General features: G+C 57.9%; 12 protein-coding genes. 3 read left to right on the forward strand and 9 right to left on the reverse strand.

The annotated features are described in order from the left end of the window. On the reverse strand, positions 1-431 hold a 431-nt coding region (locus ACWKV9_RS16085; protein WP_483837121.1), incomplete at its 3' end, for a pyridoxal-phosphate dependent enzyme. 252 nt (positions 432-683) lie between these two features. Between ACWKV9_RS16085 and rpiA the strand changes: the two genes are divergently transcribed. Further along, a complete protein-coding gene (gene rpiA / locus ACWKV9_RS16090; RefSeq protein WP_483837122.1) occupies positions 684-1355 on the forward strand; it encodes a ribose-5-phosphate isomerase RpiA in 672 nt (223 codons plus the stop codon). A 123-nt stretch (positions 1356-1478) separates the two neighbouring features. On the opposite strand, the gene ACWKV9_RS16095 is transcribed toward rpiA, so the two are convergent. From ACWKV9_RS16095 to ACWKV9_RS16110, 4 genes are all read right to left on the reverse strand, one after another. Further along, positions 1479-2387 (reverse strand): SdiA-regulated domain-containing protein, encoded by a 909-nt coding sequence (locus ACWKV9_RS16095; protein ID WP_483837123.1) that lies wholly within the window; start codon positions 2385-2387, stop codon positions 1479-1481. 203 nt (positions 2388-2590) lie between these two features. Continuing rightward, positions 2591-3514 carry an SdiA-regulated domain-containing protein gene (locus ACWKV9_RS16100; RefSeq protein WP_483837124.1) on the reverse strand — a complete coding sequence of 308 codons (924 nt, stop codon included), beginning with the start codon at positions 3512-3514 and terminating at the stop codon, positions 2591-2593. Positions 3515-3699: 185 nt separating this feature from the next. Then, on the reverse strand, positions 3700-4365 hold the full coding sequence (locus tag ACWKV9_RS16105; RefSeq protein WP_483837125.1) for a fumarylacetoacetate hydrolase family protein: 666 nt from the start codon (positions 4363-4365) through the stop codon (positions 3700-3702). Between the two features lie 63 nt (positions 4366-4428). After that, the gene (locus tag ACWKV9_RS16110; protein WP_483837126.1) at positions 4429-5823 is read right to left on the reverse strand and encodes an FAD-binding oxidoreductase; all 1395 of its coding nucleotides are present in this window, start codon (positions 5821-5823) and stop codon (positions 4429-4431) included. A gap of 170 nt (positions 5824-5993) precedes the next feature. Between ACWKV9_RS16110 and serA the strand changes: the two genes are divergently transcribed. Then, entirely contained in the window at positions 5994-7223 is a 1230-nt protein-coding gene (serA, locus tag ACWKV9_RS16115) for a phosphoglycerate dehydrogenase (protein WP_483837127.1), read from the forward strand. Positions 7224-7301: 78 nt separating this feature from the next. Here the strand turns inward: serA and gbcB are convergent, their stop codons facing one another. Beyond that, positions 7302-8402, reverse strand: a complete 1101-nt coding sequence (gene gbcB / locus ACWKV9_RS16120; protein WP_483837128.1) for a glycine-betaine demethylase subunit GbcB — start codon at positions 8400-8402, stop codon at positions 7302-7304. Positions 8403-8732: 330 nt separating this feature from the next. Here gbcB and gbcA point away from each other — a divergent pair, with 330 nt between their 5' ends. After that, entirely contained in the window at positions 8733-10031 is a 1299-nt protein-coding gene (gbcA, locus tag ACWKV9_RS16125; protein WP_483837129.1) for a glycine-betaine demethylase subunit GbcA, read from the forward strand. An 862-nt stretch (positions 10032-10893) separates the two neighbouring features. Here gbcA and etfB read toward each other — a convergent pair. The 3 genes from etfB to dgcB are packed head-to-tail and all read right to left on the reverse strand — an operon-like array spanning position 10894 to position 14853. Next, entirely contained in the window at positions 10894-11697 is an 804-nt protein-coding gene (gene etfB, locus ACWKV9_RS16130; protein WP_483837326.1) for an electron transfer flavoprotein subunit beta, read from the reverse strand. After that, positions 11687-12907 (reverse strand): electron transfer flavoprotein subunit alpha, encoded by a 1221-nt coding sequence (gene etfA, locus ACWKV9_RS16135; protein WP_483837130.1) that lies wholly within the window; start codon positions 12905-12907, stop codon positions 11687-11689. Before etfA ends, etfB begins: the two co-directional genes overlap by 11 nt. Further along, positions 12907-14853 carry a dimethylglycine demethylation protein DgcB gene (gene dgcB / locus ACWKV9_RS16140; protein ID WP_483837131.1) on the reverse strand — a complete coding sequence of 649 codons (1947 nt, stop codon included), beginning with the start codon at positions 14851-14853 and terminating at the stop codon, positions 12907-12909. The genes etfA and dgcB overlap by 1 nt, the downstream gene beginning before the upstream one ends. Positions 14854-15008 lie beyond the last annotated feature (155 nt).

The raw sequence follows: 15008 nt of genomic DNA on the forward strand, positions 1-15008 counted from the left end.
TGAACGTAGACGTAGCCTTTTTCCTCAACCAGCTTCAGGGAATACGCCAGTGCCTCCGGAAAAGAGTCGCCGTGCAGTACGACGATGCCGCCACGGGAGCGCACGCCTTCGACCTTGATCTCCGGCGTGGTCTTGGGCATGACGATGGTGGCTTTTACCCCCAGCGTCTTGGCCGCCAGCGCCAGGCCTTGAGCGTGATTGCCAGCGGACGCGGTGACCACGCCGCGGGCCAGCTCTTCGGGGCTCAATTGCGCCAGCTTGTTGTAAGCGCCGCGAATCTTGAACGAGAACACCGGTTGCAGATCCTCGCGCTTGAGCAATACCTGATTGCCCAGCCGCTCGGACAACTGCCGCGCGCCGTGCAGCGGGGTTTCGACGGCGACGTCGTAGACGCGGGAGGTGAGGATTTTCTTGACGTAGTGTTCGAGCATCGGGAAAGCATCGCAGGGCAAAGGGGCAAGGCCGAGAAGTCTACCCCTCACTCTGGCGCGCGACCACACGAATGGTCGGGTTTTACCGCAGCCATGTCGCTATAATCCTCGCCCTCAGCGCATTGCTAACCCCTGTAGGAGCGCGCTTGCCCGCGATGACGTTGTGTCAGGAGACCTACCCGTCACTGACAGAACGCTTTCGCGGGCAAGCGCGCTCCTACAATGGGACATTGATAACCGGAGCCCACCCGCATGACCCAGGATCAACTCAAACAGGCCGTCGCCCAAGCAGCGGTCGACTTCATCCTTCCCAAGCTCGACGACAAGAGCGTCGTCGGTGTCGGCACCGGCTCCACCGCCAACTGCTTTATCGACGCGCTGGCCTTGCACAAAGGCGCGTTCGACGGCGCGGTTGCCAGCTCCGAAGCCACCGCCGCGCGCCTAAAGGGCCACGGGATTCCGGTGTATGAGCTGAACACCGTCAGCGATCTGGAGTTTTACGTCGACGGCGCCGACGAAACCGACGAGCACCTGAACCTGATCAAAGGCGGCGGCGCAGCCCTGACCCGGGAAAAGATCGTGGCGGCGGTCGCCAAGACCTTCATCTGCATCGCCGATGGCAGCAAGCTGGTTTCGGTGCTGGGTGGTTTCCCGCTGCCGGTCGAGGTGATCCCAATGGCCCGCAGTCATGTCGCGCGTCAATTGGTGAAGCTGGGGGGCGATCCGGTGTATCGCGAAGGCGTGCTGACCGATAACGGCAACATCATTCTCGACGTGCACAACCTGAACATCACCGCTCCGGCCGAATTGGAAGGGAAAATCAACAACATCGTGGGCGTCGTCACCAATGGCTTGTTCGCCGCGCGCTCGGCGGATTTGCTGCTGCTGGGTACGCAAGAAGGCGTGAAAACCCTGAAGCGTTGATTACACGCATACCCTGTAGGAGCGAACTTGTTCGCGAGACGTAATAACTGACACATCCGGTCAGCCGCTTCGCCAACAAGTTGGCTCCTACAGAGCACTTCGCTCAGACGATAGAGTCAGCCATCACTGCTTCTTAAACACATAAAACAGATTCGGCTCGCTGACCAGATACAACGTGCCGTCATCGCCCATCGCGATCCCTTCTGCTTGCGGCACGTTCTTGTCCAGACCCATGCTGCCCTTGCTCAAGGACACGTTGGCCACTGGCCGACCTGTGGTGTCGAGTTCAAGGATCTGCCGCGATTCATCCGACAGCGCGAGTAGATGCCCACTGCGCTCATCGAACTGCAAGCTGGACAGATCGCGCACGAACAACCCGGCGTTACGCGCTTTGTCTGTCGTCACTTCCAGCACATTCGGCGTATCGCTGCTGGCTTTCGGAAACCCGCGAATCTCGATGATCTGTACCGGCTTGCGCTCTTTGGCAACAAACAGCCGCTGCCCCTGCGTGTCATATGCCAGCCCTTCAAAACCGTTATTGCCCCCGGCATCGATACCCAGCGTCAGTTGCTCGGAATCATGGGCATCCAGGAACTTCGTGTCCGCGTCTACATGGATCTTGAACAGGCTCTGGCTGTGCTCGTCGCTGATCACATAGATACCGGGACTGATGTACTCCACCGCCTCCGCATCGCCAAAACCGGTGAGCGGAATACGCCGAATCACATGCCCGTCCAGACTCAATTCGGCCAGTTCGCTGTTTTTGTTGGTGACGGTGAAAAGGGTTTTGCGGTCGGGATCGTAGCTCAGGGCCGAGACGTTATCGTCGAGCCCGACAATGACTTTGCCCTCGATGATTACTTGATAGTCGCTGAGCCCAAGGCTTTCAGAATCGGCCGACTGCCAGAACACATGCCAGCTAAACCATAAACGCTCGACCACGCGGTATTCACGGCCTACGAAGAATGAGGCAACCACCAAGGCTAAGCAGAGGAAGGCGACCAGCGTTGGGGCGGGGAACAAGCGACGCATTTTCTAGGCTCAGGCAAAAAGAAGGCACTTTAATACCACGACAGTCTGAAGCGAGTCTTAAATAACCCTCTGCATTCGCACTTGGGCAAGACCGGCTCGGCCGGAGACAACTTATTGGCGAGGCGCTTAATGCGGTTCTTCGGCAAAAATCCTCTCGTGAACAAGTTCGCTCCTACAGGTCCCGAATCAGATCCCAAGCCGCATCATTTCTTCTTGAAGCTGTAGAACAGGTTCGGCTCGCTGACCATATACAGCGTGCCGTTTTCGTCCATGGTCACGCCTTCGGCCCGGGGAATGGTCGCACCCAGCCCGTTGAAGCCGTTCAGCAGAGTCATGAAGCTGACCTGTTCACCTTTCTCGTCCAATTCCAACAGCATGTGGGATTCGGCCGACAGCGCCAGCAAATGCCCAGTCCGCTGATCCGAGTAGAGCGCCGACAGATTGCGCAGGTCGAGGTTGGTATTGCTCAGCTTCTGCTTGTCGCCTTTCAATTGGCTGCTGCCGTCGCTCGCCCAAGTGAACAACGCAGGCGGCCGCTCTTCACCCAGCCAGATTTTCTGGTTTTTCGGGTCCCAGGCGATGCCTTCGAAGGCCTTGTTCTGATCCTTCGACGGGCCAAGGTCGTACTGGGGGAAGTCAGCGATATTCAGGGTTTTGGTGTCTGGCGTGACCGTCACGATGGTCATCAAGTGTTGGCGCTCGTCGACTATAGCAATCAGCCCGTTCTCCAACACAGCTACGCCTTCCGGGTTACTCCAGCCCACCAGCGGGATCTTGCGAATAACATCACCGTTGAGCTTGAGCTCGGACAGGAAAGCATTCTTGCCCATCACCGAAAACAGTGTCTTGGTCACAGGGTTATAGGACAGATCTGACGCCTCGTCCTTTTCCATGCCCACTAACGGCTTGGCATCGATGTCCACCTGATAGTCCGGCAGCCAGATGCTCGCGGCGTGCTCTGCCGGGGTGACATTTTGCTCGCGCATCCACAGCAGACCACGATCATCCCAATGGAAAGCATAGGCCAGGCCGTAGCCGATAATGAGTAGCAGGATCAGCCAGCCATACCAGCGTACGCGCGGCAATCGGCCTTTGGATTTAACCGGTGAATCAGCATGAGTGGCCATCGAAGCGTTCCCGAAAAAGGTCATTGGCACAAAGCCATGAATCAGTAGTCGGCGCGAATTATCCAGATCGACTGTGAAAAAAACGCCAACGGGCCATCTGACGGCCAAGCAAAAAGAGATCGGCCCGACATAAAAAAGCCGCCTGCGTATTCATCGCGGGCGGCTCTTTATCAACCAGACTTCAATCAGCGCACATCGCTTTCGAAGCGGCTGTGCCCAGGTAACTCCAGCACGATCTCGTCACCCACGTTGAACGGCCCAACCCCCGCCGGCGTACCGGTCATGATCAGGTCGCCCGCCTGCAGCGAGAAGTGCGAAGCGATGTGCTGAATCATCGGCACGATCGGGTTGAGCATCAGGCTGCTGTTACCGTCCTGGCGCACTTCACCGTTGATGGTCAGACGAATCGGGATATCGGTGAGATCCGGGAAAGCATCCGGCGATACGAATGGAGCAATCACCGCCGCACCGTCGAAGGATTTGCACAATTCCCACGGCAGCCCCTTCTCCTTGAGCTTCGATTGCACGTCGCGCAAGGTCAGGTCCAGGCCGGGCGCAAAACCGGAGATCGCATCGAGCACTTCTTCGCGATCCGGATTCTTGCTCAGCGGCTTGCCGATCAGCACCACGATTTCAGCTTCGTAATGCACTGAGCCGCGGTCAGTTGGAATGCTGAACCCGCCTTCCAGCGGCACCACGCAACTGCCCGGCTTGATGAACAACAGCGGCTCGGTGGGCACCGGATTGTCCAGTTCCTTGGCATGCTCGGCGTAGTTGCGACCGATGCAGACCACTTTACCCAACGGGAAGTGAATGCCTGTTCCATCGACATACTTGTGCTGGTAGCTCATGGGCGCTCCTGGGCTGCGGGTTGTCTTGGCACTGATTGTTTTTTGATCAAGATTGCCTGCGCATCACACCGCGAAGATCTTGCCGGGGTTCATGATGCCGTTAGGGTCGAACACCGCTTTAACAGCTTTCATGTACTCGATTTCTACCGCAGAACGGCTGTAGGTCAGGTAATCACGCTTGGTCATGCCCACGCCGTGTTCGGCGGAAATCGAGCCGTTGTACTTCTGCACGATCTCGAACACCCATTTGTTGACCTTGGCGCACTTGGCGAAGAACTCGTCTTTGCTGAGGTTTTCCGGCTTGAGAATGTTCAGGTGCAAGTTGCCGTCGCCGATGTGGCCGAACCAGACAATTTCAAAATCAGGGTAGTACTCACCCACGATGGCATCCACTTCAGCCAGAAACGCCGGGACTTTGGAAACGGTCACCGAGATGTCGTTCTTGTAGGGCGTGAAGTGCGAAATCGTTTCCGAGATGTACTCGCGCAGCTTCCACAGATTGTGCAGCTGCTGTTCGCTCTGGCTCATCACGCCGTCCAGCACCCAGCCCTGCTCTACGCAATGCTCGAAGGTCGCCAGCGCTTCGTTGGCGACTTCTTCGCTGGTGGCTTCGAATTCCAGCAGCGCGTAGAACGGGCAGGCCGTCTCGAACGGGGATGGAACATCACCACGAGCCATGACTTTAGCCAGCGCTTTGTCGGAGAAAAATTCAAAAGCGGTCAGATCGACCTTGCTCTGGAAAGCGTGCAGTACCGGCATGATCGCGTTGAAATCGCTGGTGCCCAGGACCATCGCGGTCAGGTTTTTCGGCGCTCGGTCCAGACGCATGGTGGCTTCGACGACAAAACCCAACGTGCCTTCCGCTCCTATGAACAGCTGACGCATGTCGTAGCCAGTGGCGTTTTTGATCAGGTCTTTGTTCAATTCGAGGATATCGCCCTTGCCGGTGACGACCTTCAGGCCCGCCACCCAATTGCGGGTCATCCCGTAGCGAATGACCTTGATCCCGCCGGCATTGGTGCCGATATTGCCGCCGATGTTGCTGGAACCTGACGATGCGAAGTCCACCGGGTAATACAGCCCATTGTCTTCAGCAAGGTTTTGCAGCTGCTTGGTGATGACGCCGGGCTGGCAACGCGCGGTGCGGTCGGTGAGGTTGAGTTCCAGCACTTGATTCATGTAATCGAAATTCACCACCACTTCACCGTTGGCGGCGACGGCAGCTGCCGAAAGCCCTGTCCGGCCACCCGACGGCACCAGCGCGACCTTGTGTTCGTTGGCCCAGCGCACGATGGCCTGGACCTGCTCGACCGTCTTGGGGAACACGATAGCGGTGGGTGCAGGGGCGAAATGCTTGGTCCAATCCTTGCCGTAAGCCTCAAGGGAGTCGGCGTCAGTGAGCACTTTGCCAGGCTCAACCAGGGTCTTCAGCTCATCAATCAGGGCAGGATGGTTCATCACAGAACTCTCGAACAATTCATGGTCATCCTGAGAACGGCTCACGTCCAGGAATGGGGTGTTTCGCGGGGTGCGTATGCTAGCATACGCCCCCTGCCGATCGAGCCTAAGCCCGATATGCGAGCGCTTCACTTTCCTGCCATTTTTCTTCGGGACACAGGTTTACGCAGATGAGCAAGACTTCCCTCGACAAGAGCAAGATCAAGTTCCTTCTTCTCGAAGGCGTCCACCAATCCGCCGTCGACGTCCTCAAGGCCGCCGGTTACACCAGCATCGACTACCACACCAAGTCCCTGCCGGAAGCCGAACTCAAGGAAAAGATTGCCGACGCCCACTTCATCGGTATTCGTTCCCGCACGCAATTGACTGAAGAGCTGTTCGACAGCGCCAAGAAGCTGGTCGCCGTCGGTTGCTTCTGCATCGGTACCAACCAGGTTGACCTGAGCGCTGCCCGCGAACGCGGTATTGCGGTGTTCAACGCCCCTTATTCCAACACTCGTTCGGTGGCCGAACTGGTATTGGCCGAGGCAATTCTGCTGTTGCGCGGCATCCCTGAAAAGAATGCTTCCTGCCACCGTGGCGGCTGGATCAAGAGCGCGGCCAATTCGTTCGAAATCCGCGGCAAGAAACTCGGCATCATCGGCTACGGCTCGATCGGCACGCAGTTGTCCGTCCTGGCTGAAGGCCTGGGCATGCAGGTGTTCTTCTTCGATCCGCTGACCAAGCTGCCACTGGGTAACGCCACACAGGTTCCGAGCTTGAACGAACTGCTGGGCATGGCTGACATCGTCTCCCTGCACGTGCCTGAGTTGCCATCCACGCAAATGATGATCGGCGAGAAAGAAATCCGCGCCATGAAGAAAGGCGCGATCCTGATCAACGCCGCACGTGGCACCGTAGTGGATCTCGACGCCCTGGCTGGCGCTATAAAGGACAAACATCTGATCGGCGCCGCCATCGACGTGTTCCCGGTTGAGCCACGCTCCAACGACGACATCTTCGAAAGCCCGCTGCGTGGCCTGGACAACGTGATCCTGACCCCGCACATCGGTGGCTCGACCGCTGAAGCCCAAGCCAACATTGGTCTGGAAGTGGCGGAAAAGCTGGTCAAGTACAGCGACAACGGTACGTCGGTTTCCTCGGTCAATTTCCCGGAAGTCGCCCTGCCGGCGCACCCTGGCAAGCACCGTCTGCTGCACATCCACGAAAACATTCCGGGTGTGATGAGCGAGATCAACAAAGTCTTCGCGGAAAACGGCATCAACATCTCCGGTCAGTTCCTGCAGACCAACGAGAAAGTCGGTTACGTGGTCATCGACGTTGACGCCGATTACTCGGATCTCGCGCAGGAAAAGCTGCAGCACATCAAAGGCACCATCCGCAGCCGCGTTCTGTTCTAGGTCGCAATTGCTGTAATGAAAAAGGAGACCGCAGGGTCTCCTTTTTTTGTGCCTGCTTTTTCTAACGGCCTGACACCATCAATACTCGATCCGCAAGTCGCCCTTGGGCACGCTGCAGCACGACAGGATGTAGCCCTCTTCCACGTCGTCATCGGTAATGCCGCCGTTGTGCTCCATTTCTACTTCGCCGCTCAGTTTCATCACCTTGCAGGTGCCGCAGATACCCATGCCACAGGCTTTCGGGATCATCAGGCCGAGCTTGGCCGCAGCGGCGTGGACGGTTTCGCCTGGCCCCACACGAATGCTCTTGCCGGTGTCGGTGAACTCGACCTGGTGCAAATCAGCGAAGTCGATTTCCGGCGCGTCAGCAGCTTGTTCGGCGTGTTCAACAGCATCGGCACGGGCTTCGGGTGGGGTCGCGCCAAAGGATTCCTCGTGGTACTGCTCCATGTTGAAGCCGTTGGTTTCGAGAAGTCGTTTGATAGCATTCATGTACGGCGTCGGGCCGCAGCAGAAAACCTCGCGCTCCATGAAATCCGGCGCCATCAATTCGAGCATCTTCTGGTTTACATAGCCGCGATAACCGGCCCACGGTTCGCCCAAGCCATGCTTTTCACAAACGATGTGCAGACTGAAGTTGTTGATCCGCGAGGCCATCTGCTCCAGCTCGCGGTGGTAAATGATGTCTTTGGGTGAACGAGCGCTGTGAACGAAAACCATGTCGACATTGGCATTGGTGTCGTAGAACCAGCGCGCCATGGACATCACTGGCGTAATGCCGACGCCACCGCTGAGGTAGAGAATCTTCGGATTGGGGAAGTCGATGGCGTTGAACAGACCGACCGGGCCATGAACCGCCAGCTCCTGACCTTCGTGCAGCGTGTCGTGCAGCCAGTTGGAGACCTTGCCCCCCGGCACGCGCTTGATCGTGACCGAAAAGCTATACGGCACCGACGGCGCGCTGGAGATGGTGTAGGAGCGCATGATCGGCACACCTTCGATTTCCAGCTCCAGGGTGACGAACTGCCCAGGCTTGAAAAAGAACAGGATCGGCTGGTCGGCCATGAAGCAAAAGGTGCGCACGTCCCAGGTTTCCTGGATCACCTTGACGACGCGCACGAGGTGGCGGCCATTGGCCCAGGTCTGGGTGTTGACCGGGCTGAGGAAACTCTGGGACATGCTCAATCTCCACGGCCGACAGTCGGCCTCTTATGGTGCGAATTCTGCGTAACGGCGCGTTCGCCTATTTACCTATCAGCGACATTCACATACTTATGGCGACCAGCCCCATACCAGCGGGGTTACGTCGTCGGAAACGGATTCGGCCATGTCGCCCATGGATAAGGATCGGTCCTCGCCGGGCTCCACACTCGCCGTTAAATGGTTACGCATTTTTTACTGCGGACCCCGAGCGACAGAAACCACCGTCGCCGAACGTGCCAATGACCAAACACAACCGTATTAGCCACATTCGCCGACCGATTAGATGCGGTCATGAGGACTTGAAAGATGGACGTCACCGCAACTTTGAGCTTGGGCGATCCGCTGGAACCTGCACGCAAGGCCACTGCCGAGATGCTGCAGAATCGCGAGCGCACGTACTCGCTGCCGCAGCCTTTCTACAGTGATGAGCGGCTGTTTGAAATCGACATGCAGGAAATCTTTCAAAAAGAGTGGCTGATTGCGGGCATGACCTGCGAGATCCCGGCCAAAGGCAACTTCCTCACGCTGCAGGTCGGTAAAAATCCGGTTGTCGTGGTGCGGGGTGCCGACGGCGCGGTGAACGCCTTTTTCAACGTCTGCCGCCATCGCGGTTCGCGTCTTTGTACCAAGGAAAAGGGCAAAGTCGCCAAGCTGGTGTGCCCATACCACCAGTGGACTTACGAGCTGGACGGCCGTCTGTTGTATGCCGGCACCGAGATGGGTGCCGACTTCGATATGAAGCAATTCGGCCTCAAGCCGATCAATTGCAAAACGTCAGGCGGTTATATCTTCATCAGCCTGTCGCAAAACCCGCCAGCCATCGACGCGTTCCTGCAGACCTTGAACCACTACATGGAACCGTACGACATGGAAAACACCAAGGTGGCGGTGCAAACCACCCTGGTTGAGAAAGCCAACTGGAAACTGGTGCTGGAAAATAACCGCGAGTGCTACCACTGCAACGGTTCGCATCCGGAATTGCTTAACACGCTGCTGGAATGGGACGACGTCACTGACCCACGTGCGGATCAGGCGTTCAAGGATCACGTGGCCGCATCGGCTGCTGCCTGGGAAGCCGAGAAAATCCCGTTCGCCCACGCTAGCTTCGGCCTGCGTAACCGCATCGTGCGCATGCCGCTGCTCAAGGGCACGGTGTCGATGACCATGGACGGCAAACAGGGCAGCAACAAACTGATGGGCCGCATCAAGAACCCGGACCTGGGCTCGATGCGCATCCTGCACCTGCCCCACGCCTGGAACCATTGCATGGGCGACCACGTTATCGTGTTCACCGTATGGCCGATCAGCGCGCAGGAGACCATGGTCACCACCAAATGGCTGGTACATAAAGACGCCGTGGAAGGTGTGGACTACGACGTCGCGCGCCTGCGCGAAGTGTGGGACGCCACCAACGACCAAGACCGTCGTCTGGCCGAAGAAAACCAGCGCGGCATCAATTCCATCGCCTACCAGCCTGGCCCGTACTCGAAAACTTATGAGTTTGGCGTGGTCAACTTCATCGACTGGTACAGCGCACGCCTGCTGGAAAACATGGGCGCCGAGCCTGCGGCGTATTTGCAGGGCGTGGCGGTTAATCACGAATAGACCTGGAACGACCCTTTCGCGGGCAAGCGCGCTCCTACAGTTCCCAATAATGTAGCAGCGGGCTTGCCCGCGATGCTTTTATTCCTTCAATCTCCATTTGTGATCAGAATCTGATCAACGCCTGCTCATCCAACCCCGCTGCACCCTCTGACCATCCACAAACAACTTATCCACAGCTCAACCCACAGCTATTGTGGGGAAGTGACTTATGCGATGTGCAAAAAACCATAAAAAACCGTGACTTATTGGAAGATATGTTTTCTGAAATGCGCTGTGCATTTTTTGATCAATCGCCTGAAAGCCAAGCGTTTAGAGGCCTGCAGAGGACAGCGAACACGTTATCCACAGAACAACCAACAGAGATTGTGTGCAAGTTGATTGACGCGCGCGTATGCCTGTGGAAAAGGTCAAAACTTTGGATTTTTGAGGTTTATCTTCAGGCAGTGAGTAAAAACCACGACCATTGATCAATATTTGATCAATTTCTTGGAGGCCACGTTTTGTATAGCTTGCAGACGATAGCGAACATCTTATCCACATAAGCGCTAACAGAGATTGTGGGCAAATACTTAGTAATCAATCACAGGCTTGGGGAGGAAATTCCTTTAAAAACCTATAGATAGGCTGATCATATTTTGTACGGCAGCTTACAGCCCCCAGACTACAAGGCCTCAAGCAATCACCGAACAGGTTATCCACAGGTGGATCAACAGCGATTGTGGGTATGTGAGGAACTCATCAGGCGTGGCCATCGTTGACAGGCACCCGATTAAAAGCACCACAGACAAAGATTAGCCTCAGCAGTCAGCAGCCCAAGAAAAAGGGACCAATGGGACGCCTCTCGAGGTTTAAGGCGCCTTACTCACCGAACAACCCCCTCCTCAACCAACAGCTTCAAGATCGCCGCAGCACCATCTTGTGCACTCACACCCTTCAGCACCTGCCCGCCACCACCGCTGGCTTTGGCCGTTGCTGCCTTCATACGGTCCGCACCGCTTTTGGCCTTGATGACTTTAAGCCTCTTTGGCCGAGATTTAGCCGGTTGCAGTGAGTTGGCTGTGAGTAACTCGTCAATCGTGACTTCCACGTCCTCCACCCCTAGCGATCCACGCTGAGCAGGGCCGTACGCGCTTTGTCGGGGTTTGGGCGCAGCGTTATCCACAGTCGCTAAAAACGGCAGACGAACTTTCAGCCGACGACGCTGGCCGCGCGGCAGGGCTTGCAGTACTTGGGCGGTGCCGTTGTTAATGGACTCGACCTCAGCCATGCCGACTACCAAGGGCCACCCTAGCTTTTCAGCCAGTAGATACGGCAGCATGCCGGAGCCTTCACCTGTTTCCGCCTGGCTACCGGTCAGCACAAGCTGCACGCCGGATTCGCGGATGTAATCAGCCAAACCCGGCAGCGCATCCGCGCCCCCAGGCTGTTCCAGGACGTGCAGCTCGTCCAGGCCCATGCCGAGATAAGCACGCAAGGCGGGTTCATTGGGATCCCCTGCATGTAGCACGTGCAAGTTATCCCCAGCCAATTGCAGACCCAGTTCGACAGCTCGAGCGTCTTGCTCAGCTCGACGTGGCCGACCCGAAGTCGGGTGTGCGCCGATGGAGACAAGACTGATGACGTGCAGTGGGCTTTTATCCACAGGCAGATTCGTTTCAGGCTGCATCACGTTTCGCCCCATTTCGGTATTCCTCTACCGCCTCAATTAGCGCATCAAGAATCGCAGCGCTTTCGCCGATAACGGCCAGATCCGCCCGTTTGATCATGTCGCAACTTGGATCAAGGTTAATGGCCACGACCTTTTCGCACGCGCCAATGCCCTGCAAATGCTGGATCGCACCAGAGATACCCACAGCCACATAAACCCTGGCAGTGACCCAAGTCCCGGAAGCGCCAACCTGACGATCACGAGCCATGAAACCATCGTCTACCGCCACACGGGATGCGCCCTCGGTAGCGCCCAAAGCCGCGGCAGTGCGATGGAACAAGTCCCAGTCCTTGACGCCGTTGCCGCCTGAGAAAATGAACTCCGCCTCGGCCATGGGGATAAGTGCCGGATCAACCGCCACCGCTCCAAGATCTTCGATACGCGGCAAGCTGCGCGCGATGGTTGTGGATAACTCCACCGGTAATGCTTCATGCCGGGTTTCGCTGACGGGCTCTGCGCATTCAGCAGCGGCAAGAATCAAACGTGAAACAGGCCGGGCAAGGTCTTCGCGCCCTGCCCCTGCCCGCCCAATGGACATCTCATCTTTGATTTGCCACACCCGCGTAGCCGGGCGCTCGCCGATGCTGGCGGCGAAGCGACGCCCCAACTCGCCCCCGCCCGTACGGCTGTCCGGCAACAGCCAGTGACGCGGATCGAACTGGTTATCCACAGCCCGCAGCCCTTGAACGCGCTGCTCGGGGGAATAGGCGTTGAATTCACCGCTCGCCAACACCAGCAGGCGGTCCACGCCAGCCGTTTCGAAAGCATTCTCTTTATGCTCGCCAAACACGACGGCCAACACTGCACCATCCTGACCGGCCAGACCGTGGGCCAGACCCAGCAAATCGCGATCGTGGCTGCTCAGGCGCCCACCGACCATGTCCGGCACAACAGCAATGTAGAACGCGGGCGCCGCAACCTGATGCAACGGCAATTGCACTTCAACGGACGCCGACCGCTTAACAGCCCCTCCCTGTTGCGCGCCGCTGCGGTCAATTCGCTTGATACCGTTGGGCCCGATGAAACCCAGGCCGTGTACATTCTTGCGCATCAAGCCGTTTGGGCCCATCCAGCTGGTTTGCGCAGGCTGCATGGCGGCGTGCAGCGGATGAAGACGGTTACGGGCGATCCACTCGGCGCGGGGGTCGCGGCGGATAATGTCGCTCATCAATGGGCCTCCGCAGGTTCACGTTTGGTCGGAGCGGTTTTGCTGGGGATAACTTCTTCCAACAGGGCGTCGGCCACCAACTCAGCGATGTCTTTGATCAATGGCCGCGGTTCGACCACGCCTTCGAGCATCGCGGTGCATTGTGGACAGCCCACGGCCACTAGTTCAGCGCCGGTTTCGCGGATGTCTTCCATGCGCATGTCAGGGATACGTTGTTTGCCGGGGATGTCGGTGATCGGCGCACCGCCACCACCGCCGCAGCAGCGCGAGCGGAAACCGGAGCGGACCATTTCTTTGACCTCGATCCCCAGCGCGCGCAGCACTTCACGCGGCGCCTCGTATTCACCGTTGTAGCGGCCGAGGTAGCACGGGTCGTGATAAGTCACGCTGGTGCCTTTGTGCTGACCGATGTTCAGCGCTTTGTCGCCAATCAGCTCGGCCATATAAGTGCTGTGGTGCTGAACAAGGAAATTGCCGTCGAACGCGCCGTATTCATTTTTCAGCACGTGGAAGCTATGAGGATCGCAAGTCACGATGCGCTTGAAGCTGTATTTGCCCAGCGTCTGAATGTTGCGTTTGGCGAGCATCTGGAAGGTCGCCTCGTCGCCTAGACGACGGGCTACGTCGCCGCTGTCACGTTCTTCCAGGCCCAGCACTGCAAAGTCGACTTTGGCCGCTTTCAGCACTTTGACGAACGCCCGCAGCGTGCGCTGATTGCGCATGTCGAACGCCCCATCGCCGACCCAGAACAGCACGTCGGTGGTTTTCACCTCGCTGAGCAGCTTCAGGTTTAGATCCGCCGCCCAGTTCATCCGTCCGCCCGGCGCAAAACCGCCGGGGTTGTCGGTAGCGATCAGGTTTTCCAGGACTTCGGCGCCCTTGTTCGGGGTCGCGCCTTTTTCCAGCGTCAGATGGCGGCGCATGTCGACGATGGCGTCTACGTGCTCGATCATCATCGGGCACTCTTCAACGCAGGCGCGGCAGGTGGTGCAGGACCACAGGGTTTCTGGGTCTACCAAGCCATTGACGATAGGCTGATGTGGATTGCCACCGTGTTCGCCGATTGGCTTCCCGGGGTACGGGCTACCGGCGAACTTGGCATCAGTGCCGCCAGCCAGGCCAACCACCATGTCCTGAATCAGTTTTTTCGGGTTCAGCGGTTGCCCGGCCGCGTACGCAGGGCAGGCTGCTTCGCATTTGCCGCACTGCACGCAGGCGTCGAAACCCAACAGTTGGTTCCAGGTAAAATCCTTGGGTTTTTCCACGCCCAGTGGTGCTTTCGGGTCGGACAGGTCCAATGGCTTCAAACCGGTAGAGCGACCGCCCCCAAAACGTTCGGCGCGGCGGTGCCAGGCCAAATGCAACGCCCCGGCGAAGGCGTGCTTCATTGGCCCTCCCCAAGTCATGCCGAGGAACAATTCAGAAACGCCCCACAGCACGCCGATCCCGAGGATGACAGCCAGCACCCAGCCACCGAAGTCTTCCGGCAGGATACCCGCGACCGGCAACGTCACCAGAAATAACGACGCTGAGAACGCCAGCAGGCTTTTGGGCAAGCGCATCCACGGGCCTTTCGACAGGCGAGCGGGTGGATTGAGACGACGCAGGAACATGAAGATCGCGCCGACGAACATCACGGCGGACATCAGCAGCAGGGCGTACCCCAGAAACCGGTTATGCAGCCCGAACCCGTGAACCAGAATCGCCAGCACGATGGACGCCACGGCCCCGCCCGCTGTCGCGACGTGGGTATTGGCGATGTATTTGTCCCGCGCCACGACATGGTGCAGATCGACCATGTAGCGCTTGGGCATCGCCAGCAAGCCGCCAAGCAGATCGACCTTGGACGCGCGACCGTTGCGCCAGAGCATCATCCGCTTTGCCGCGCCGAGCAAGGCCAACGCCAAGGCTGCGAACAGCAGGATGGGAAGAAGGGTGTTTAACATGTGGAGCTCCCAAAGACCTCAGGTCTTGCGAGGATTGTTGGAGCGAGGCTTGCCCGCGAAGCTGACGACGCGGTTTGCCTGATGCCGCGCGAGGAATTACTTCGCGGGCAAGCCTCGCTCCAACAGGGGAATTCGGTCATCTGTAGGAGCGCGCT

The organism is Pseudomonas corni (genome assembly GCF_057128765.1).